The sequence below is a fragment of the Nocardia sp. NPDC049526 genome (assembly GCF_044465765.1).
Lineage (GTDB): Bacteria > Actinomycetota > Actinomycetes > Mycobacteriales > Mycobacteriaceae > Nocardia.
Window position 1 is genome coordinate 1 of record NZ_JBITMA010000018.1, and the last position, 18,254, is coordinate 18,254.

An 18,254-nucleotide genomic window follows, 5' to 3' on the forward strand; every position below is an offset into this window, starting at 1 on the left:
CTTCGGAGCCTCAACAGAGACAAAACCCCATCAGCTACACCCCACCGCCCTGGGCATCCAGGGCACCAACCCCAGACACCTACAAACTTAGGGACGGACCCCATGCTGCTGCACCTCATCGCAGGCGAATTCAGCACCCTCGGCAACGACGTCCTCGACATAGGCCGCGCCCTGGTCGACCTCGTGCAAGACATCATCAACGTCGGCACCCCAGGCGATACCCTCCACGGCGGCGGCCAATACCCCTTCGGCTGACACGCCCCTGCGATCACCAAAGCGTGACCGCGCCGAGGACGCCGAGGACTCAGGCGAGTTCTTCGATTTTGGCGGCTAGTTCGGCGCCGGTGAGGGGTTCGCGGGCTATTACGGCGATGGTGTCGTCGCCTGCGATGGTGCCGACGATGAATGGCAACGCCGCGCGGTCGAGGGCGCTGGCCAGGTAGTGGGCCGCGCCGGGCGGGGTGCGCAGGACGGCGATATTGCCGCTGGCGTCGGTGGAGACCAGCAGGTCGCCGAGGAGTTTGGAGAGGCGGTCGGTGCCGCCGGTGACGCCGCGGACGGGGCTGCCGTCTTCGGGTACCACGTAGACGCCCGCGCCACCGTCGGCGGCGCGCAATTTCACGGCGCCGAGTTCGTCGAGGTCGCGGGACAGGGTCGCCTGGGTGGTTTCGATGCCTTCGGCGGCGAGCAGTGCCGCAAGTTCGGTTTGGCTGCGGACCGCGTGCGCCGTCAGCAGTTCGATGATGCGGGACTGGCGGCCGGCGCGGGTTCGAGCGATTGCGGGGGCGGACTTACCCGCGTCGGGTTGGACTGTCATGGCCGAGCCTCACCGCCACCTCTGGCAGCGAGGCGAAAGAAGGCCGTGTTGCGTCGAAGGCTGGTGCGGTCGCACCGAGCTACCGCCTCCGGGCCCGCCGCTCTCGCGGCACCGGGTCGCACGCGACACTCACTCACCGCACCTCACCTCGCTTGGCCAGCAACCACACCAGCAGCGCCTTCTGCGCATGCAGCCGATTCTCCGCCTCGTCCCACACCACACTGTGCGGTCCGTCGAGCACCTCGTCGGTGATCTCCTCGCCGCGATGCGCCGGAAGGCAGTGCAGCACAACGACATCCGGTTGCGCCTTGGCGAGCAGATCGTCGTTGAGCTGGAACGGCCGGAACGGGCCGACGCGGTCGAGGCCGTCGTTCTCCTGCCCCATGGAGGTCCAGGTGTCGGTCACCAGAGCGTCGGCACCCGCCGCGGCGGCAACCGGATCGCCGGTGAGGGTGATGGTCGCACCGGTCTCGGCGGCACGCTTGCGTGCGGCCTCGAGAATCCACGGCAGCGGCTCGAAACCCGTTGGCGCGGCAATGGTTACGTTGAGGCCCGCAGTCACACCACCGAGCAGCAGCGAATGCGCCATGTTGTTCGCACCGTCACCGAAGTAGGTGAGGTTGCGCCCGACCAGACTGCCCTTGCGCTCAGCGAGGGACTGCAGATCGGCGAGCACCTGACAAGGGTGGAACTCATTGGACAAAGCATTGACGACCGGAACCGTTGCGGTAGCCGCCATTTCATCCAGACGCACCTGTTCGAAGGTCCGCCACACGATCGCATCGACGTAGCGCGAGAGCACCTTGCCGGTATCACCGAGCGTCTCCTCGCGCCCGAGCTGGGTGTCGCGACCGTCGACCACCACCGCATGCCCGCCGAGCTGAGCGATGCCCATTTCGAAGGAGAACCGCGTGCGGGTGGAGTTCTTCTCGAAGATCACCCCGACTCCGCGCGGCCCTTCCAGCGGCCGGTGTGCGAACGGATCCTTCTTCAATTCCGCTGCGAGTACAAGGATTTCGGCCTGCTCGGCGGGCGTGACATCATCGTCGCGCAGAAAGTGCCGGATCGGCCCACCCGTCTCCCGGCCGCCACTCTTCATGGAATCGCTGCGCGATGCTGTACTCATTTGGCCCCCTTGGCGTCCGAGATCGCACCGTCCAGGATCTCGGGCAGATCGCCGACGAAATTGTCGGACTGGGTCTCGGTGAGCACCAGCGGCGGCGCGAGCCGAATGATGTTGGGCTTGGGCGCATTCACCAGATAGCCCGCCTCCCGCGCCCGGTTCTCGACCTCGGCCGAGATACCGTCGGTCAGCACGATACCGAGCAGCAGACCCGCGCCACGCACATGATCGATCAGCGGGTGCTCGAGCAGTTCGATGCCGTCGCTGAGCCGCTTGCCGACGGATTCGACATGGGCGAGCAGATCGGTCTCGTCGATGGTGCGCAATACCGCCAAAGCCGCTGCGGCACAGACCGCATTGCCTCCGAATGTGGTGCCGTGCAGACCCGGCGTCAGCAGATCGGCGGCCGGTCCGGTGGCCAGCACCGCACCGATCGGCAGCCCACCGCCGAGCCCCTTGGCGAGGGTGATCACATCCGGCACTATGCCGAATGCCTGGTGCGCGTAGAACTTTCCGCACCGGCCGATACCGGTCTGCACCTCGTCGAGCACCAGCAGCGCACCGTGCCGCGCGGTGATCTCCCGCGCCTTCACCAGATAGTCGATGGGCGGCACGACAACGCCGCTCTCCCCCATGATCGGTTCGAGGAATACCGCCGCGGTGTCCTCGTCGACAACCGCCTCGAGCGCCGCCGCATCGCCGTAGGGCACATGGACGACACCCGCGGGCATCGGCTCGAACGGCGTCCGCTTGGCGGATTGTCCGGTGAGTGCGAGCGCGCCCATGGTCCGGCCGTGGAAGGCCTCATCGGTCGCGATGATCTTGTGCCGCCCGGTCAGCCGCGCCATCTTGAACGCCGCCTCATTGGCCTCGGTGCCGGAGTTGCAGAAGAACGCGCGGCCGTGGCCGTCTCCGAATTCACCGTCCCCGAAGTGCGCGAGCAGCCGTTCGGCCAGTTCGATGACCGGTTCGTTGGCGTAGATATTCGAGGTGTGGCCCAGCGTGCCGAGCTGCTGGGTAACGGCTTCCAGAATCGCCGGATGGGCGTGGCCGAGGCTGTTGACCGCGATACCGCCGAGGAAGTCGAGGTAGCGTCTGCCGTCCGCGTCGTAGACCACCGCGCCCGCGCCGCGCACCAGCGCGACCTTGGGGGTGGTGTAGTTCTTCATCAACGCGGCGGACCACCGCTGTTGCAGCTCTGCTGTATCGCTCATGACTCCGCCTCCGTCACGACCGACAGGTCGGCTGTGTTGATTGTTCCCTCGCTGCGCTCGCTCATATTTTCGTTCCGTTCAGTGTGTCCGCCGCGCTCGTCGGGAGCGGGGCGGGCGTCACCATCGTTCCGATTCCTTCTCCGGTGAACAGTTCCAGCAGCACCGAATGCGGGACGCGACCGTCGATGACATGTGCGGTCGGCACCCCGCCCTGCACGGCGCGCAGGCAGGCTTCCATCTTGGGCACCATGCCCGCATCCAGTCGCGACAGCAACTCGGCCAGTTCGGCCGCGTCGATGCGCGAGGTGAGCGACGAACGGTCCGGCCAGTTCGTATACAGGCCCTCGACATCGGTCAGGATCACCAGCTTTTCCGCACCGATGCCCTCGGCGAGTGCGGCGGCGGCGGTGTCGGCATTGATGTTGTGCACCACGCCGTCGGCGTCCGGGGCGATGGTGGACACCACCGGAATACGCCCCGCGCCGACGAGGTCGAGCACGGCGTCGGCATTCACCTCGGTGACATCGCCGACCAGACCGATATCGGTGGCCTCGCCGTCGACATCGACAGTGCGCCGGGTCGCGGTGAACAGCCGCGCGTCCTCACCGGAGATCCCGACCGCGTACGGTCCGTGCGCATTGATCAGCCCGACCAGTTCCCGGCCGACCTGGCCGAACAGCACCATCCGCACGACATCCATCACCTCGGGTGTGGTGACCCGGAAGCCGCCGCGGAATTCGCCTTGCAGCCCGAGCTTTTTCAGCATCGCGCTGATCTGCGGTCCGCCGCCGTGCACCACCACCGGATGTACGCCGACGGTGCGCAGGAACGTCATATCGGCGGCGAAGGCCTGTTTGAGCTCCGCATCGACCATCGCATTACCGCCGTATTTGACAACCACGATCTTGTCGCGGAACTTCTGCAACCACGGCAGTGCGCCGGCCAGGACGTGCGCCTTGTCCAGCGCCGAAAGTTCCTGCACCGCATCGCTGGTCATGAGCTGTAGGCCGAATTCTCTTCGACATAGCCGTGCGACAGGTCGGTGGTCCGCACGGTAGCGGCACCGTCACCGACATTCAGTTCGATCCGCACCTCGATATCGGCACCGGACAGGTCGACCTCGCGCGCACCCGGTGCGCCGACGCTGTCGACGCAGACCGGACTTCCATTGAACGACACCGAGATCCGGTTCGGATCCAGGGTGATTGGTGCGATGCCGACGGCGGCGAGCACCCGGCCCCAGTTCGGGTCGGAACCGAAGAGCGCGGTCTTGACCAGACTGTCGCGGGCGACGGCACGCGCAGCGATCAGCGCCTCGTCCTCGGAGACCGCACCGGCGACGGTGATCTGCACCCGCTTGGTCACGCCCTCGGCGTCGGCCATCAGCTGGGCGGCCAGATCGTCGCAGACCGCGAGCACCGCCGCGTCGAGGTCCTGCTGCGACGGCGTGACCTCGCTCGCCCCGTTGGCGAGCAGCAGGACGGTGTCATTGGTGGAGCAGGAGCCGTCGACATCGAGCCGGTCGAAGGTGAGCCGAGTCGCGTTGCGCAGCGCGCGATCCAGTTGTTCGGCAGTTGCGGCGGCATCGGTGGTCAGCACTACCAGCATGGTCGCCAGCGATGGGGCGAGCATCCCCGCCCCCTTGGCCATGCCGCCGACATTCCACTTGTCGCGGTGGTGGAAGGCCGCTTCCTTGGGCACGGTGTCGGTGGTCATGATCGCGTATGCCGCATCGAGACCGCCGGACAGCCCGCCGCCCATTTCGTGCACGATCTCGGTGACGGCCGGAATCACCTTGTCCATCGGCAGCCGGTCGCCGATCAAACCCGTTGAGCAGACGGCGATTTCGCCCGCGCCGGTTTCGGTGCCCCAATTACTCAGCGCCTTGGCCAATTCCTCGGCGGTCTGGTGGGTGTCCTGGAATCCGCCCGGACCGGTACACGCATTGGCCCCACCGGAATTCAGGATCACCGCACGCAAGCGGCCGCTCGTCAGCACCTGCTGCGACCACAGCACCGGTGCGGCCTTCACCTGGTTGCGGGTGAACACGCCCGCGGCCGCGTATTCCGGGCCCTCGTTGAGTACCAGTGCCAGATCGGGTTTTCCGCTGGCCTTGATGCCGGCGGCGATGCCCGCCGCCCGGAAGCCGAGCGGTGCGGTCACGCCCTGGCTCCGGACCAGCTTGCCTGCCGGAGTTTCGATCGTCGTCACGGTGCCACTCCTACGGTGGAAAGTCCTGCCGTCTCGTCGAATCCGACGGCCAGATTCATGGATTGGACCGCGGCCCCCGCGGTGCCCTTGGTCAGGTTGTCGATCGCACCGATCACCACGAGCAGTCCGGCATCGGCATCCACCGCGACCTGGAGGGTCACGGCATTGGAGCCGAGCACCGAACCCGTCTGCGGCAGTGTGCCTTCCGGCAGCAGCTGCACGAATGGTTCGTCGGCGTAAGCCTTTTCATAGACCGCGCGAGCCTGTTCGGCGTCGACTCGGGTCGGGGCGGTGCAGGTCGCGAGGATGCCACGCGGCATCGGCGCCAGCACCGGGGTGAACGATACGGCGACCTCGGTACCACCGGCGGCCTGCAGGTTCTGCGCGATCTCCGGGGTGTGCCGGTGCGCGCCCGCGATGCCGTAGGCCCGCACCGAACCCATTACCTCGGACCCGAGCAGGCCGATGTCGAGTTTGCGGCCCGCGCCCGAAGTGCCGCTCACCGCAACAACATTCACCTTCGGTTCGATGATTCCGGCCGCGATCGCCGGTGCCAGCGCGAGGCTGGCGACCGTGGGATAGCAACCGGGCACGGCGATCCGGTGCGCGCCGCGCAACCGCTCGCGCCCACCCGGCAGCTCCGGCAGGCCGTACGGCCAGCTGCCCGCATGGCTGGTGCCGTAGTACTTCTCCCAGGCCGCCGCATCGGTCAGCCGGAAGTCGGCGCCGCAGTCGATGATCACCGTCGACTCCGGCAGCTGCTCGGCGATGGCGGCGGACTGACCGTGTGGCAGGCCGAGGAAGACGACGTCGTGGCCGGCCAGCTCGTCGAGCGTGGTCGGCGCGAGCACGCGATCGGCGAGTGGCAGCAGATGCGGCTGCAGCTCCCCCAGCATGCTGCCCGCATTCGATCCAGCGGTCAGCGCCCCGATGACGAGGCGCCCGTCGCGGTAGGCCGGATGACCGAGCAATAGACGCAGCACTTCACCGCCGGCGTATCCACTGGCACCGGCCACAGCAACCCGCAACACTGGGTTACCCGACGAATCAACCATGTGATGATTATGCACGATTATGCAAGCCCATTCATGAACGGGTCCTGCTCTACCGATCCTGTCCCACGTCACCAGGCGGTTCCACATCGCCCGGGCAGTGATACCCGGGAAGGTGGCGGCTCAATCGCGTCGATGAGATTCGGCACTCGATCGATCCAGCTCGAAAACGGGCGCGATGTCAACCGACCGTTGCGGGATCGATGCCGAGGGCCTCGCGCAGACCGATCTCACCCTTCGTAGTGAGGCGGACAGCGCGACCGGATCCGACGCGGCGCACCCAATCCAGTGCCTGCAGTCGCCGGCACAGCTGTGCGCCCGCGGCACCGCCGAGGTGGGTGCGGCGTTCGGTCCAGTCGAGGCAGGGCCGGGCAATGACGCGGCGAGTCCGCAGTGCGTCGGCCCCGATGCCCATCGGCCCCGTCAGCCATGCCAAGCCCGCCTCGGTGAGGGCGAAGCCGCCTTCGTCATCGAGCAGTTCGCGCTCGGTCATGGCCGCGGTGATCGCGACGCCGAGCCGGCCCGCGAGGTGGTCGTAGCAGGTTCTGCCACGGGCCAGGGCCGCCGCCGCAGTAGCTGCGCGCAGCGTCGTGGGTTCCGGGCGTACCGGTTCCAGATGGGCGACCATGGTCTCCAACAACTCGGCGACCTGCGGACTCGCCAGCTGCACGTAGCGGTGCCTGCCCTGACGGCGTTCGATGAGCAGACCACCTTCGAACAGCCGGTTCAGGTGCTCGGTCGCAGTGGATGGCGCCACTCCGGCATGGCGGGCCAACTCGCCCGCCGTCCAGGCGCGACCGTCGACCAGGGCCAGGCACATATCGGCGCGGGTGCGGTCGGCCAGCAGGGTGGCCAGTCCGGCCAGCTCGGCTCCTCGGGTTTGCACCACACCATGATCGCGCCGGGTTATTTCGGCGGGCACCGAAATATCCGACCGATTTCTGTCCGTGCTGTCGATTCGCCGCAGGGCCGTTCGTGTAGGTAGTGAAGCCGGTAACCGACCGGCCGACGGAAAGGACTCTCCATGAGCAAGATCATCGCGGTCGAGCACCTCACCCTGGACGGCGTCATGCAGGCCCCCGGCGGGGCCGATGAGGACACCCGGGACGGCTTCCGTCACGGTGGCTGGGCGCATCGCCACGACGACCCCGTGCAGGCCAGGGTGATGGGCCAACATATGGCGACCAATCACGGTGCGCTGTTGTTCGGACGGCGGACCTACGAGGATTTCTACGGCTTCTGGCCGCAGCAAACCGACAATCCGTACACCGAGGTGCTGAACAAGACCGAGAAGTTCGTCGCGTCCCGGACGTTGACCGAACCGTTGCCATGGGAGAACTCCACACTGCTCGGCGGCGATGTCGTCGCCGCGGTACGCGAACTGCGCCAGGATCTCGTGGTGCTCGGCAGCGGCGATCTGCTGCAAACGTTGATGCGCAACGATCTCGTCGACGAGTATCTATTGCTGATCCATCCGATCGTGGTCGGCGGCGGGCGGCGGCTGTTCGAGGGCACCGACCTCGGCGAATTGCGACTCGCCGATACCGTCACCACCCCCACCGGAGTGGTGATCGCCACCTACCAGCGGGCATGAGGAGGAGGAGCCGTGCAGCAGTATCTGCTCAGCATCTACCAGCCCGAAGGCAGTCCGCCGCCGGAGAATCTCGACGAGATCATGCGCGATCTGTACGCGCTGAACGACGAGATCCGGGCCGCGGGCGCCTGGGTTTTCGCCGCGGGCCTGCACGCGCCGAGTACCGCGACTGTGCTGCGCGCCCAGGGCAACGATGTGCTCGTCACCGACGGTCCGTATGTCGAAAGTAAGGAGTACATCGGCGGATTCACCGTCATCCAGGCAGCCGATCTGGACGAGGCGCTCGACTGGGGCAAGAAGATGGCCGCCGTACTCACCCTGCCGATCGAGGTCCGGCCGGTGGCCGATCACTGAGATGGTCACCGATGCCGCGATCGCGGCCGTATTCACCGAACATTACGGCCGCGCGGTCGCCAGCCTGATCCGTGTCTTCGGCGATATCACCATCGCCGAAGACGCGGTGCAGGACGCGTTCACCGCCGCCGTACAACGCTGGCCGACCGACGGACTCCCACCGAGCCCGCCCGGCTGGATCATTACCACCGCGCGCAATCGAGCCATCGACCGCTTGCGGCGCGAGACATCTCGCGACGACCGGCACGCCGAGGCCGCACTCCTGCACGCCGACAACGAATCCGACGATATGAGCGCCGTCCAGGACGACCGCCTCCGCCTGATCTTCACCTGCTGCCACCCGGCACTGTCGCTGAATGCCCAAGTGGCACTTACGTTGCGCCTGCTCGGCGGTCTCACCACGCCCGAAATCGCGCACGGCTTCCTGACTTCCGAATCGACCATGGCGCAACGGCTCGTCCGCACCAAAGGCAAAATCCGCGACGCCCGCATCCCCTACCGAGTTCCGCGCGACGCCGACCTGCCCGCCCGCCTGCGCGCGGTCTTGGCCGTCATCTATCTCATCTTCACCGAGGGACATACCGCCACCTCCGGTGATCGGCTGGTTCGGACCGACCTGTGCGCCGAGGCAATCCGCTTGGGGCGCTTACTCATCGAGCTGATGCCGGACGAGCCGGAGGTATCCGGGCTGCTCGCGCTGATGCTGCTCACCGAATCGCGCCGAGCCGCCCGCACCGCACCGGATGGGTCACTCGTGCCGCTGCCCGACCAAGACCGTAACCGTTGGGACCGCACTCTCCTCACCGAGGGACATGTCCTCGTCCGAGAGTGCTTGCGCCGCAACCAACCCGGCCCCTACCAGATCCAAGCCGCAATCAACGCTGTGCACGCCGACGCCCCCGATCCGGAAGCCACCGACTGGCAACAAATCCTGCGGCTCTATGACCAATTGGCCGCCATAGCACCGAGTCCAGTGGTGGCGCTGAACCGCGCGGTGGCGGTTGGTGAAGTCGAGGGTCCTGACGCGGCGCTCACGCTGCTCGCTGAAATAGATCTACCGAATCACCACCTGTATCACGCGATCCGCGCCGACCTCCTCCGCCGACTCGGCCGCACCGCAGAGGCAATTCAGGCCTACGACGCCGCCATCGCGCATACAGAAAACACCACGGAAAAGACCTTTCTGCGGCGGCGCAGGGATGAGCTGGCCTCAGCTGACTGATGGCCGGTACAGACCAGGCGGTGCTCTAGGCTCGAATGGTGCCTGATGCACTGATCGTGGGCGGGTCCGGTGTGATCGGACGCGCTATCGCATTGCGGCTGGCGGCTGCGGGCTGGCAGGTGCGGGTGACGGGACGCACTCACCTTCCCGCCGAACTCCGAACGGCCGGTGTGAGTTTCATCGCCGCGGATCGCGCCGACATGCGGCGGGAGTTGGCCGCCGGGGCAGATCTCCTCGTCGACTGCGTTTGCTACACCGCCGACCACGCTCGAGCTCTGGTGGAACTAGCAGCGGAAGCCGGTTCGACAGTATTGCTGTCCAGCAAGGCGGTATACATCGATGCCGCCGGCAACCACGCAAATTCGGATGTCGAGCCTCGATTCGATGGCCCACTGCACGAATCCGCACCGACAATGCCGCCCGGCAATATCGACTACAACTCCCGCGCCGGCTACGGAGCGAACAAGGTTGCCGCAGAGCAGGTCTCGCTCGACAGCGGCCTCCCGGTCACCGTGCTACGACCATCGCGAGTCCATGGAGTGGGCAACCGTCGCCCACGCGAATGGGTCTTCGTGAAGCGAATCCTCGATGGGCGCCGCTCGGTCCTGCTACGCCGCCGAGGTAGTGGGATCGTCCACACCACCGCCGCAGCCAATATCGCGGCACTGGTCGAAACCGTCGCCCACCAGCCCGGCACTCGCATCCTCAATATCGCGGATCCGGACACCCCCACCGCCCTCGACATTTCCCGCACAGTCGCCGGCCACCTCGCCCACGACTGGACCGAGATCCTGCTCGACGATCATCCGTTGGGCAAGACACCCTGGGACTCCCCCCACCCCGTCACCCTCGACACCTCCGCGGCCACCGCTCTCGGCTATCAACCAGTAGGCGACTACGCGACAACAGTTGCCGCACAACTCGACTGGCTGATTTCCGCCGCCCGCTCAGGCGATACCTCGGGAACACTCCCCACTGACGACGACCCGTACTTCCGTCAGTTCTTCGACTATCCAGCAGAAGACGAGTTCCTGGCCGGGCGATGATCACCACCGAGCGCTCAGTGCTTGCGCACCACTCGCTCGCCCTGCCCGGGCTTCCAGATGGTGATGTCCAGGTGGTCGTCGGTGACCTCGACGGTGGAGGCACTGGTCAGGTCCGCGGTGTAGAAGTGGTCGAACTCTTGGCCGCGGATGTCGAAGCCGGTTTCGTCGAACAGTTGCTGGGCGAAGCGGGCGTGGACTTCCTTGTCCGGGAGGTCGATGACGGTGCCGAAGAGCTTCGCGTCGCCGTCGCCGACTTGGGTGTCGACGGTCGCGGTGTGCAGGCAGAAGCGCGGGTCGCGGGCGAGATCCTTGAATTTGGTGGTGTTCGGCATGCCCGCGATTACCAGCATGCCCTCGAAGATCCGCGGTTCTATGGGGCTGATGCGGGGGAAACCGTCGGAGCGCAGGGTGCCGAGCATGCAGAGATTGCCGGTGGCCTGATGCCGACGAGTGAAGACGGTGGCGATGCGTGGCGCTTCTTCGGTGAACTGGCTCCATGTGGTCATGAGATCGACGGTACGAGCAAAACTTGACACCTTCTGTCAGGTTTTATGGCTAATCTCGAATCATGCGAGCGAGTCGACTGGTGCAGCTGTTATTGCTGCTCCAGACCCGCGGCCGGACGACAGGGCCGGAGCTCGCGCGCGAGCTGGAGGTGTCGGTGCGCACGGTGTATCGCGATATCGAGGCGCTGTCCGCCGCGGGCGTGCCGATCTACAGCGAACCTGGTCGGGCCGGCGGCGTGCGATTGGTCGACGGGTACCGCACCCGGTTGACCGGTCTCACCACCGAGGAAGCCGATGCGGTACTGCTCGCCGGACAACCCGCGGCCGCTGCCGACCTCGGACTCGGCACGGTTTTGGCGACCGCGCAGCTCAAAGTGCTCGCCGCGCTACCACCCGAATTGCGCGGCCGGGCAACACGAATCGCGGAACGTGTCCACGTCGACGCGCCGGGCTGGTTTCATCGCCCCGACGAAACACCAACGCTCGCAGCGGTTGCCGACGCCTTGTGGCACGACAGGCGACTCGATATCCGGTATCGGCGCAAGGATCGAGCCGTCGAACGCCGCCTGGATCCACTCGGCCTCGTATTGAAGGCCGGGACGTGGTATCTCGTCGCACGTGACGGATCGGCCATCCGGTCCTATCGCGTCAGCCGGATCGCCTCGGCCGAGCAGATCGGCGAATCCTTCACGCGGCCGGACGATTTCATCCTCGCCGAGCATTGGTCGGAGTCCGCCGATGATTTCGCCCGATCGATGCTGCGAGTGCGGGCTCGGTGCCGGATCGCGGCCGCCCAGCTGCGACTGCTCCGGCTGATGAACGAGCCCGCCGCGGTCGCCGAGGCACTGGCATCGGCAACCGAACCGGACGCCAACGGTTGGGTCGAAGTAACCATTCCCTCGGAGTCCTACGAAGTTCTGGCGGGAGCGCTCCTGCCGCTCGGCGAATTCTGCGAGGTTCTCGACCCGCCGGAATTCCGCGACCGGCTCGCCGCGACGGCCTTCGCAATGGCCGAACGCTACCGAGGCCCGCACGCTCCCTGACCTTGCGCAAGCCGCACACCCAGCGCAGAGGGTGTGCGGTCGCCACAACGCTCAGCGCAGCGAGCCGAAGAATGCGCGCACATCGTCGGTCAGCAGGTCCGGTGCTTCCATGGCCGCGAAGTGACCGCCCCGGTCGTACTCCGTCCAGCGCACGATGTTGTGCTGCTGCTCCGCGAGTACGCGAATGGAATTGTCACCGGCGAATACCGCGGCCGCAGTCGGCACGCCGGAATTCCGCGCCGGCATCCCCCACGAGTCCCCCTCCCCGTACAGCCGGATCGAGGAGACGAAGGTCCTGGTGAACCAATAGAGGCTGACATTGGTCAGCAGCGCGTCGCGATCCACCGCCTCGTCGGGCAACTCGAGCGCGGGATTGGTCCAGCGCTGAAACAGATCCACGATCCAGGTCAGCAAACCGGCGGGTGAATCGTGCATGCCGATCGCCAGCGTTTGCGGACGCCCCGCCTGCACCATCGCATAGCCGAAGCGGGTGTAGCTCTCGCTCCCGGTGAGTTTGTCCAGCTTCGCCCGATCCTCCGGGCTGTACTCCGGTTCCGTACCGTCAGCGCTCCAGGACGGCAGGGTGATCGGCCCGTTCACATGGATGCCGAGCACATGGCCGGTGGCGATCCGCCCCAATTCGGTCGAGACGAAGAAGCCCGCGTCGCCGCCCTGCGCCCCGTACCGGTCGTAGCCGAGCCGCGCCATCAACTTCGCCACCACCTGCGCGAACTGCTCGGTGGAACCGTCTCCGACCTTCGGCCCGACCTCGGAGAAGGCGAATCCGGGCAACGACGGGATGACCAGATGGAACGCATCGCCCGGATCACCGCCGTGCGCCCGCGGATCGCTCAAAGGTCCGATGACATCGAGGAATTCGATGAACGAACCGGGCCAACCGTGGCTCAAAACCAGCGGAACGGCATCGAGTTCGGGCGAGCGGACGTGCAGGAAGTGCACCGTCTGCCCGTCGATATCGGTGACGAACTGTGGCAGTTCGTTCAGTCGCGCTTCGACTGCGCGCCAATCGTATTCGGACCGCCAGTACTCGGCGAGCTCCTTCATATACGAGATCGAAGCGCCCTTGTCCCAACCGCCACCCGGGATTTCATCCGGCCACAAGGTATTCGCCAGCCGCGCGTGCAGATCGTCGATCTGAGCCTGTGGGATCTCGATGCGGAAGGGTCGGATGTCCTGTTCGGTGCTCATGAACGCGACGGTATGACTTCCTTAGGACAGAATCGTTCCTAAGCATCTGACATTCTGGATTTCGTGTTGGAGACCTCGGCGCGCCTGCTCAAATTGCTCGCCCTGCTGCAGACCCACCGCGACTGGACCGGGACCGAACTCGCCGAACGACTCGGCGTCACCGGCCGCACGGTCCGTCGCGATGTGGATCGGCTGCGTGAACTCGGCTACCCGGTGCACGCCACACAGGGCACCGCGGGCTATCGGCTCGGCGCCGGGGCCGCACTGCCGCCGCTGCTGCTCGACGACGAGGAAGCCGTCGCGGTGGCGGTCGGCTTGCGCAGCGCCTCCGACGGCACGGTCGCGGGTATCGAGGAGGCATCGCTGCGCGCGCTCACCAAACTCGAGCAGGTGCTGCCACCGCGGCTGCGCCATCGGATCCGTACGCTGCGTGGCGCCACGGTCCGGGTCGGGACGCCGGCCGCAACGGTCGAACCGAATACGTTGATGGCCGTCGCCGAGGCCTGTCAACGGCACGAGCGCCTGCGCTTCGACTATCGCGCACACAGCGGTGCTACCACCAGTCGTACGGTGGAGCCGCACAGCCTGGTGCACTTCAGTAGGCGCTGGTACCTCGTGGCCTGGGATGTCGATCGCGGTGACTGGCGCACCTTCCGAGCCGACCGCATCTCGCCACGAACCCCCACCGGCCCGCGCTTCACACCACGGGAACTCCCGGAAGGCGATGTCGCGGCCCACCTTTCGCTGCGACTGTCCTCCCGGGCGTGGCCGTATCAAGCGATTGCCCTGCTGCACAAGTCCGCCGCGGACGCGGCTGCGAGTGTCTGGCCCGGTATGGGCGTCATCGAAGCAGTCGACGACCACAGCTGCCAACTGCACGTCGGGGCGGATTCGCCGGAGGCGCTGGTCTGGATGATCACCTCGGTCGATATCGACTTCACACTGCTCAGCGGCCCACCCGAACTCGTCGCGGCCCTTCGCGCCCAAGCCGATCGCTGCGCCGCCGCACTACAGAACTTCGACTGCACGAATTGACCCGCCCGGCATCGGGATTCGATCCGATGCCGGGCTGGAGCGAGTTCAGCTGACAATCGCGAACAGCACCGCCGCCACCGCGAAACTCACCACCGAGAGCACAGTCTCGAGCACCGTCCAGGTTTGCAGCGTCTGCTTCACCGTCAGGTTGAAGTACTTCGAAATGATCCAGAAGCCACCATCGTTCACATGGCTGAGGATGATCGAACCCGCCGCGATCGCCATGGCGATGAGTGCGATGGCCATCTGCGAATAGCCGTGCCCGGTGACCAGCGGCGCGACAATGCCGCCGGTGGTCACGATGGCGACGGTGGCAGAGCCCTGTGCGATGCGCAGACCGCAGCTGATGATGTAGGCGAGCACGATCACCGGCAGACCGGCGGCCGACATGGTGTCGGCGAGTGCGGTGCCGATGCCGGTGGCGGAGATGACCTTTCCGAAGAACGCACCCGCACCGACCACCAGCAAAAGCATGCCGACCGGCTTCAGCGATTCCGCGGTGAGCGTACTGAGTTCCTGCACACTGGAACCGCGCCGCACACCGAGCAGATAGAAGGCGACGAGCACCGCGATCAGCAGCGCCACGGCGGGTGTGCCGAGGAAGGTGAGCACCTGCAGCAGTCGCGAATCCTTGTCCAGCCATTGGCTGCCGAAGGTCGCACCGAGGATGAGCACCAGCGGAATCGCGATAATGCCGCCGATGAGCCCGACCGCGGGCGGGCGGGTCTCCGTGCGTACGGCCTCCGGATCCGTTGCGGTGCCCGGACCTTCGCCCTTCGCCGCAGGCTCGGCCTCCGGCCGCACCAGGAATTCGGCAGGCACCTCGACCTGTACCCGCTTGCCGATGTAGCTGCCCCACACGATGCCAGCGGCGATGAACCCCGGTATGCCGCAGACGAATCCCATGATGATCAGCCATCCCAGGCTCACTCCGAGCAGTCCACCCAGTGCCACCGGACCCGGATGCGGCGGCAGAAAGGCGTGGGTCATGGACAGACCGGCCAACATCGGCATGGCGTACAGCACCAGCGATCGCCCACCACGCTTGGCGGCCACATAGATCAGCGGCGCGAGCACGAAGATGCCGATATCGAAGAAGACCGGAATGCCGAAAATGAGCCCGAGCAGACCCATGGCAACCGGTGCGCCCCGTTCGCCGAAGATGCCCAGCAGCTTGCCGGTCAAAACGTCCGCGCCACCGGAACGTTCGAGGATCGCGCCTAGCACCGTGCCGAGGCCGATAATGACCGCGATATGGCCGAGAATGCCGCCGAAACCGGTCTCCAGCAACGAATCACCGGACTTGATCGCCGTACCGACGATCTTCGACACCGGTAGTCCGGCGACCAGCGCCAGCCCGAGTCCGGTGAGCAGCAGCGCGATGAACGGCTCCAGCTTGACCTTGATAATGGCGAACAGCAGTACGGCAATCGCGAGACCGCACAGCACCAGCAATCCGGGTGTGGTGGTGCGCAGCCAGTCGACAGTGGCGTTCATGCCCGTGCCTCGCTGGCGCTCGGCCCGGGCATACGCCACTCGGCGCTGTGTTGGATGGCTCGCTCGCTGCGCTCGCTCACGGTGGGTACCTCTCAATTCATGGATCGAACGAATGACGCCGCACGCGAAGCGATTTCGGACCATCGGCCCGCGGCGACGTCGGATGGGGCCACGACATCGGTACCCGCGGTCACGGCCACGGCTCCGTTGGCGAGGAATTCGGCGGCATTGCCCGCATTGACGCCCCCGGAGGGAATGAGCGCCACATCGGGGAAGGGGCCGCGCAGGTCTTTCAAATAGCCGGGACCGAGCGCCCTGGCGGGGAAGATCTTCACCGCGGCGGCGCCGAGGTCGAGTGCGGTGAGCACCTCGGTCGGCGTGAACGCGCCCATGACGACCGGGATGTCGCGTTCGGCCGCGACGGCCGCGACCTCCGCACGCACACCGGGCGTGACGAGGAACCGTGCACCGTGATCGATCGCGGCCTCGGCCTGATCGGCATGCAGTACGGTTCCGACGCCGACGACAGCATCGGGAGCCGTCGCGGCGATGCGCAGATAGTCGAGCACGCCGGGCGTCGTGAAGGTGAGCTCCAAGGTGCGAATCCCGGAGCGCGCCAACGCATCCGCAAGCGCCGATGGATCGGGGATCTCCGGCGCCCGGACCACACTCAGCACGCGGTCGGCGCGAATGACTTCCAGAGCGCTCGTGGCGTTCAATATGTCTCCTTCCGTGTGGCATCCATCCGCAGTGCGCGGCCGGCGAGCTTGCCGGTGGGCGCGCCGTTCTCGATCGCGAATTCGCCGTTGACCAGCACGTGCTGAATGCCTCGCGCCTGCTGCTTCGGGTTGTCGAACGTGGCGGTATCGGTGATGGTCGATGGGTCGAACAGCACGAGATCGGCTGCGTACCCGGTGAATACGTGTCCGCGGTCGCTCAGCCGCAGCCGCTCGGCGGGCCGACCGGTGAGGTGGTGCACGCACTCCTCTAGCCCGAGCACACCGAGTTCGCGGACGTAATGGCCCAGATAGCGCGGGAAGGTGCCCCAGGCGCGCGGATGCGGCCGATCACCGACGAGCAGTGCATCACTGCCGCCCATATGCACCGGATGCACCATGATCGCGCGCACGTTCTCCTCGTGCCCGACGTGCTGCAGAATGGTGGTGGCCAACTGATCTCGGCGCAGCAGATCGAAGAACACCGCGACCGGTACGCGATCGGTATCGGCGGCGATTTCCGCGACGGTCTTACCGACGTACTCCCCCAGCTCCGCATTGGCGACACCGCTGATTTGAATGGTCTCCCAATCGACGGTGACCCCGTGGCAGCCGTCGGAACCATTCACGTTCACGTCCAGCGTGATTCGCGCGCGCATCTCGGGATCCTCGATGCGAGCCAATGCCGCATCCGGGCCACCGGACATCGCCCAACTCGGCAGCAGCGCCGAAAGTGTCGTGGAGCCGGGCAAGTACGGATAGGTGTCGAGGGTGATATCGCATCCCTCGGCCCGGGCCGCGTCGATCAGTGCCAAGAATTCCGGTGCGCGCCCGCGGTTCACGCCGAAGTTCATGGTCGCGTGGGTGAGATGCAGTGCGCAGCCGGTGCTGCGGGCCAGGCCGATCATCTCGGCGTATGCCGCCAACGCGCCCTTACCGTAGGAGCGCGTGTGCGGTGCGTAGAACCCGCCGTATTCGGCGACGATCTCGCACAGCGCGGCCAATTCCCCGGTGTCCGCGTACATTCCGGGCGTATACGTAAGTCCGCTCGACATACCGACCGCACCCTCGCGCAGCCCCTGCGCGAGCAGGTCCCGCATCCGCCGGATCTCCGCCACGCTCGCAGGCCGCTGTTCGCTACCGACGACCAGCAGCCGCAGCGTGCCCTGCGGTACGAGATAGGCGGCGTTCGGTGTTATGCCCTGATCGAGCCGGTCCAGATACTCCGCGACCGTGCGCCAGGAGAAGTCCAGATCGGTGGGATTGCCGTTCCATCCGGCGATCTGACGCCGCAGTACCGCGAGGGCGGCGTCATCGATCGGGGCATACGAGAGCCCGTCCTGTCCGATGACCTCGGTGGTGACGCCCTGACTGATCTTCGGGAAATGGCCGGGCTCGGTCAGCAGGTGCAGATCGGAATGCGCGTGCATATCGATGAAACCGGGGGCGAGCACCGAACCAGGGGCGTCGATGAACCGGGTCGCCTCGGTGATCGTTCGCGGGTCGGCGATGGTGCTGATCCGTCCCCGATCGATGCCGACATCGGCGCGAAAGCGTGGCGCTCCCGTACCGTCTATGACGTCGATATCGCGAAACACTAAGTCCGTCATGGTCG

At 66.3% G+C, this 18,254-nt stretch carries 19 protein-coding genes; 7 read left to right on the forward strand and 12 right to left on the reverse strand.

Annotated elements, in window-relative coordinates:
• Positions 1–102: 102 nt before the first annotated feature.
• The gene (locus ACIBW7_RS37390; RefSeq protein WP_397054883.1) at positions 103–255 is read left to right on the forward strand and encodes a hypothetical protein; all 153 of its coding nucleotides are present in this window, start codon (positions 103–105) and stop codon (positions 253–255) included.
• 49 nt (positions 256–304) lie between these two features.
• Here the strand turns inward: ACIBW7_RS37390 and ACIBW7_RS37395 are convergent, their stop codons facing one another.
• From ACIBW7_RS37395 to ACIBW7_RS37425, 7 genes are all read right to left on the reverse strand, one after another.
• The gene (locus ACIBW7_RS37395) at positions 305–817 is read right to left on the reverse strand and encodes an arginine repressor (protein WP_040689265.1); all 513 of its coding nucleotides are present in this window, start codon (positions 815–817) and stop codon (positions 305–307) included.
• Positions 818–950: 133 nt separating this feature from the next.
• Positions 951–1,943: an ornithine carbamoyltransferase gene (argF, locus tag ACIBW7_RS37400; protein ID WP_397054885.1), complete on the reverse strand. Its 993-nt coding sequence runs from the start codon at positions 1,941–1,943 to the stop codon at positions 951–953.
• Complete coding sequence (locus ACIBW7_RS37405) at positions 1,940–3,154, reverse strand: acetylornithine transaminase (RefSeq protein WP_397054887.1); 1,215 nt, start codon at positions 3,152–3,154, stop codon at positions 1,940–1,942. Before ACIBW7_RS37405 ends, argF begins: the two co-directional genes overlap by 4 nt.
• A 61-nt stretch (positions 3,155–3,215) precedes the next feature.
• The gene (argB, locus tag ACIBW7_RS37410; RefSeq protein ID WP_397054889.1) at positions 3,216–4,151 is read right to left on the reverse strand and encodes an acetylglutamate kinase; all 936 of its coding nucleotides are present in this window, start codon (positions 4,149–4,151) and stop codon (positions 3,216–3,218) included.
• Positions 4,148–5,365 carry a bifunctional glutamate N-acetyltransferase/amino-acid acetyltransferase ArgJ gene (argJ, locus tag ACIBW7_RS37415; protein ID WP_397054891.1) on the reverse strand — a complete coding sequence of 406 codons (1,218 nt, stop codon included), beginning with the start codon at positions 5,363–5,365 and terminating at the stop codon, positions 4,148–4,150. Before argJ ends, argB begins: the two co-directional genes overlap by 4 nt.
• Positions 5,362–6,420 carry an N-acetyl-gamma-glutamyl-phosphate reductase gene (gene argC / locus ACIBW7_RS37420; protein WP_397054893.1) on the reverse strand — a complete coding sequence of 353 codons (1,059 nt, stop codon included), beginning with the start codon at positions 6,418–6,420 and terminating at the stop codon, positions 5,362–5,364. The genes argJ and argC overlap by 4 nt, the downstream gene beginning before the upstream one ends.
• 178 nt (positions 6,421–6,598) lie before the next feature.
• A complete protein-coding gene (locus ACIBW7_RS37425; protein WP_397054895.1) occupies positions 6,599–7,303 on the reverse strand; it encodes an ArsR/SmtB family transcription factor in 705 nt (234 codons plus the stop codon).
• A 138-nt stretch (positions 7,304–7,441) separates the two neighbouring features.
• Here ACIBW7_RS37425 and ACIBW7_RS37430 point away from each other — a divergent pair, with 138 nt between their 5' ends.
• From ACIBW7_RS37430 to ACIBW7_RS37445, 4 genes are read left to right on the forward strand one after another with little or no spacing between them, the layout of a single operon-like run.
• Positions 7,442–8,011 (forward strand): dihydrofolate reductase family protein, encoded by a 570-nt coding sequence (locus ACIBW7_RS37430; protein ID WP_397054897.1) that lies wholly within the window; start codon positions 7,442–7,444, stop codon positions 8,009–8,011.
• A 12-nt stretch (positions 8,012–8,023) separates the two neighbouring features.
• Entirely contained in the window at positions 8,024–8,365 is a 342-nt protein-coding gene (locus ACIBW7_RS37435; RefSeq protein WP_397054900.1) for a YciI family protein, read from the forward strand.
• A 1-nt stretch (position 8,366) separates the two neighbouring features.
• Entirely contained in the window at positions 8,367–9,587 is a 1,221-nt protein-coding gene (locus ACIBW7_RS37440; RefSeq protein WP_397054902.1) for an RNA polymerase sigma factor, read from the forward strand.
• Positions 9,588–9,625: 38 nt separating this feature from the next.
• Entirely contained in the window at positions 9,626–10,633 is a 1,008-nt protein-coding gene (locus tag ACIBW7_RS37445) for an NAD-dependent epimerase/dehydratase family protein (RefSeq protein WP_397054904.1), read from the forward strand.
• A gap of 14 nt (positions 10,634–10,647) precedes the next feature.
• On the opposite strand, the gene ACIBW7_RS37450 is transcribed toward ACIBW7_RS37445, so the two are convergent.
• Positions 10,648–11,139, reverse strand: coding sequence for a pyridoxamine 5'-phosphate oxidase family protein (locus ACIBW7_RS37450; protein WP_397054906.1), 492 nt, complete (start codon positions 11,137–11,139; stop codon positions 10,648–10,650).
• 62 nt (positions 11,140–11,201) lie between these two features.
• Between ACIBW7_RS37450 and ACIBW7_RS37455 the strand changes: the two genes are divergently transcribed.
• A complete protein-coding gene (locus ACIBW7_RS37455) occupies positions 11,202–12,182 on the forward strand; it encodes a helix-turn-helix transcriptional regulator (RefSeq protein ID WP_397054907.1) in 981 nt (326 codons plus the stop codon).
• Positions 12,183–12,233: 51 nt separating this feature from the next.
• Here ACIBW7_RS37455 and ACIBW7_RS37460 read toward each other — a convergent pair whose 3' ends face one another.
• Positions 12,234–13,391: an epoxide hydrolase family protein gene (locus tag ACIBW7_RS37460; RefSeq protein WP_397054909.1), complete on the reverse strand. Its 1,158-nt coding sequence runs from the start codon at positions 13,389–13,391 to the stop codon at positions 12,234–12,236.
• A 63-nt stretch (positions 13,392–13,454) separates the two neighbouring features.
• Here ACIBW7_RS37460 and ACIBW7_RS37465 point away from each other — a divergent pair, with 63 nt between their 5' ends.
• Positions 13,455–14,426 carry a helix-turn-helix transcriptional regulator gene (locus tag ACIBW7_RS37465; protein ID WP_397054911.1) on the forward strand — a complete coding sequence of 324 codons (972 nt, stop codon included), beginning with the start codon at positions 13,455–13,457 and terminating at the stop codon, positions 14,424–14,426.
• Between the two features lie 45 nt (positions 14,427–14,471).
• Here ACIBW7_RS37465 and ACIBW7_RS37470 read toward each other — a convergent pair whose 3' ends face one another.
• From ACIBW7_RS37470 to ACIBW7_RS37480, 3 genes are all read right to left on the reverse strand, one after another.
• Complete coding sequence (locus tag ACIBW7_RS37470) at positions 14,472–15,923, reverse strand: GntP family permease (protein ID WP_397054913.1); 1,452 nt, start codon at positions 15,921–15,923, stop codon at positions 14,472–14,474.
• A 92-nt stretch (positions 15,924–16,015) separates the two neighbouring features.
• Complete coding sequence (locus ACIBW7_RS37475; RefSeq protein ID WP_397054915.1) at positions 16,016–16,642, reverse strand: bifunctional 4-hydroxy-2-oxoglutarate aldolase/2-dehydro-3-deoxy-phosphogluconate aldolase; 627 nt, start codon at positions 16,640–16,642, stop codon at positions 16,016–16,018.
• On the reverse strand, positions 16,639–18,249 hold the full coding sequence (locus tag ACIBW7_RS37480) for an amidohydrolase family protein (RefSeq protein ID WP_397054917.1): 1,611 nt from the start codon (positions 18,247–18,249) through the stop codon (positions 16,639–16,641). The genes ACIBW7_RS37475 and ACIBW7_RS37480 overlap by 4 nt, the downstream gene beginning before the upstream one ends.
• Positions 18,250–18,254: the final 5 nt, after the last annotated feature.

What these genes read in the sequence shown, in the direction of transcription:
- argB (WP_397054889.1), bottom strand. Translation starts at nt 4,151, where the DNA reads ATGACCAGCGATGCGGTGCAGGAACTTTCGGCGCTGGACAAGGCGCAC.
- ACIBW7_RS37480 (WP_397054917.1), bottom strand. Translation starts at nt 18,249, where the DNA reads ATGACGGACTTAGTGTTTCGCGATATCGACGTCATAGACGGTACGGGA.
- argF (WP_397054885.1), bottom strand. Translation starts at nt 1,943, where the DNA reads ATGAGTACAGCATCGCGCAGCGATTCCATGAAGAGTGGCGGCCGGGAG.
- ACIBW7_RS37390 (WP_397054883.1), top strand. Translation starts at nt 103, where the DNA reads ATGCTGCTGCACCTCATCGCAGGCGAATTCAGCACCCTCGGCAACGAC.
- ACIBW7_RS37405 (WP_397054887.1), bottom strand. Translation starts at nt 3,154, where the DNA reads ATGAGCGATACAGCAGAGCTGCAACAGCGGTGGTCCGCCGCGTTGATG.
- argC (WP_397054893.1), bottom strand. Translation starts at nt 6,420, where the DNA reads ATGGTTGATTCGTCGGGTAACCCAGTGTTGCGGGTTGCTGTGGCCGGT.
- ACIBW7_RS37440 (WP_397054902.1), top strand. Translation starts at nt 8,367, where the DNA reads ATGGTCACCGATGCCGCGATCGCGGCCGTATTCACCGAACATTACGGC.
- ACIBW7_RS37395 (WP_040689265.1), bottom strand. Translation starts at nt 817, where the DNA reads ATGACAGTCCAACCCGACGCGGGTAAGTCCGCCCCCGCAATCGCTCGA.
- ACIBW7_RS37460 (WP_397054909.1), bottom strand. Translation starts at nt 13,391, where the DNA reads ATGAGCACCGAACAGGACATCCGACCCTTCCGCATCGAGATCCCACAG.
- ACIBW7_RS37430 (WP_397054897.1), top strand. Translation starts at nt 7,442, where the DNA reads ATGAGCAAGATCATCGCGGTCGAGCACCTCACCCTGGACGGCGTCATG.
- ACIBW7_RS37450 (WP_397054906.1), bottom strand. Translation starts at nt 11,139, where the DNA reads ATGACCACATGGAGCCAGTTCACCGAAGAAGCGCCACGCATCGCCACC.
- ACIBW7_RS37455 (WP_397054907.1), top strand. Translation starts at nt 11,202, where the DNA reads ATGCGAGCGAGTCGACTGGTGCAGCTGTTATTGCTGCTCCAGACCCGC.
- ACIBW7_RS37470 (WP_397054913.1), bottom strand. Translation starts at nt 15,923, where the DNA reads ATGAACGCCACTGTCGACTGGCTGCGCACCACCACACCCGGATTGCTG.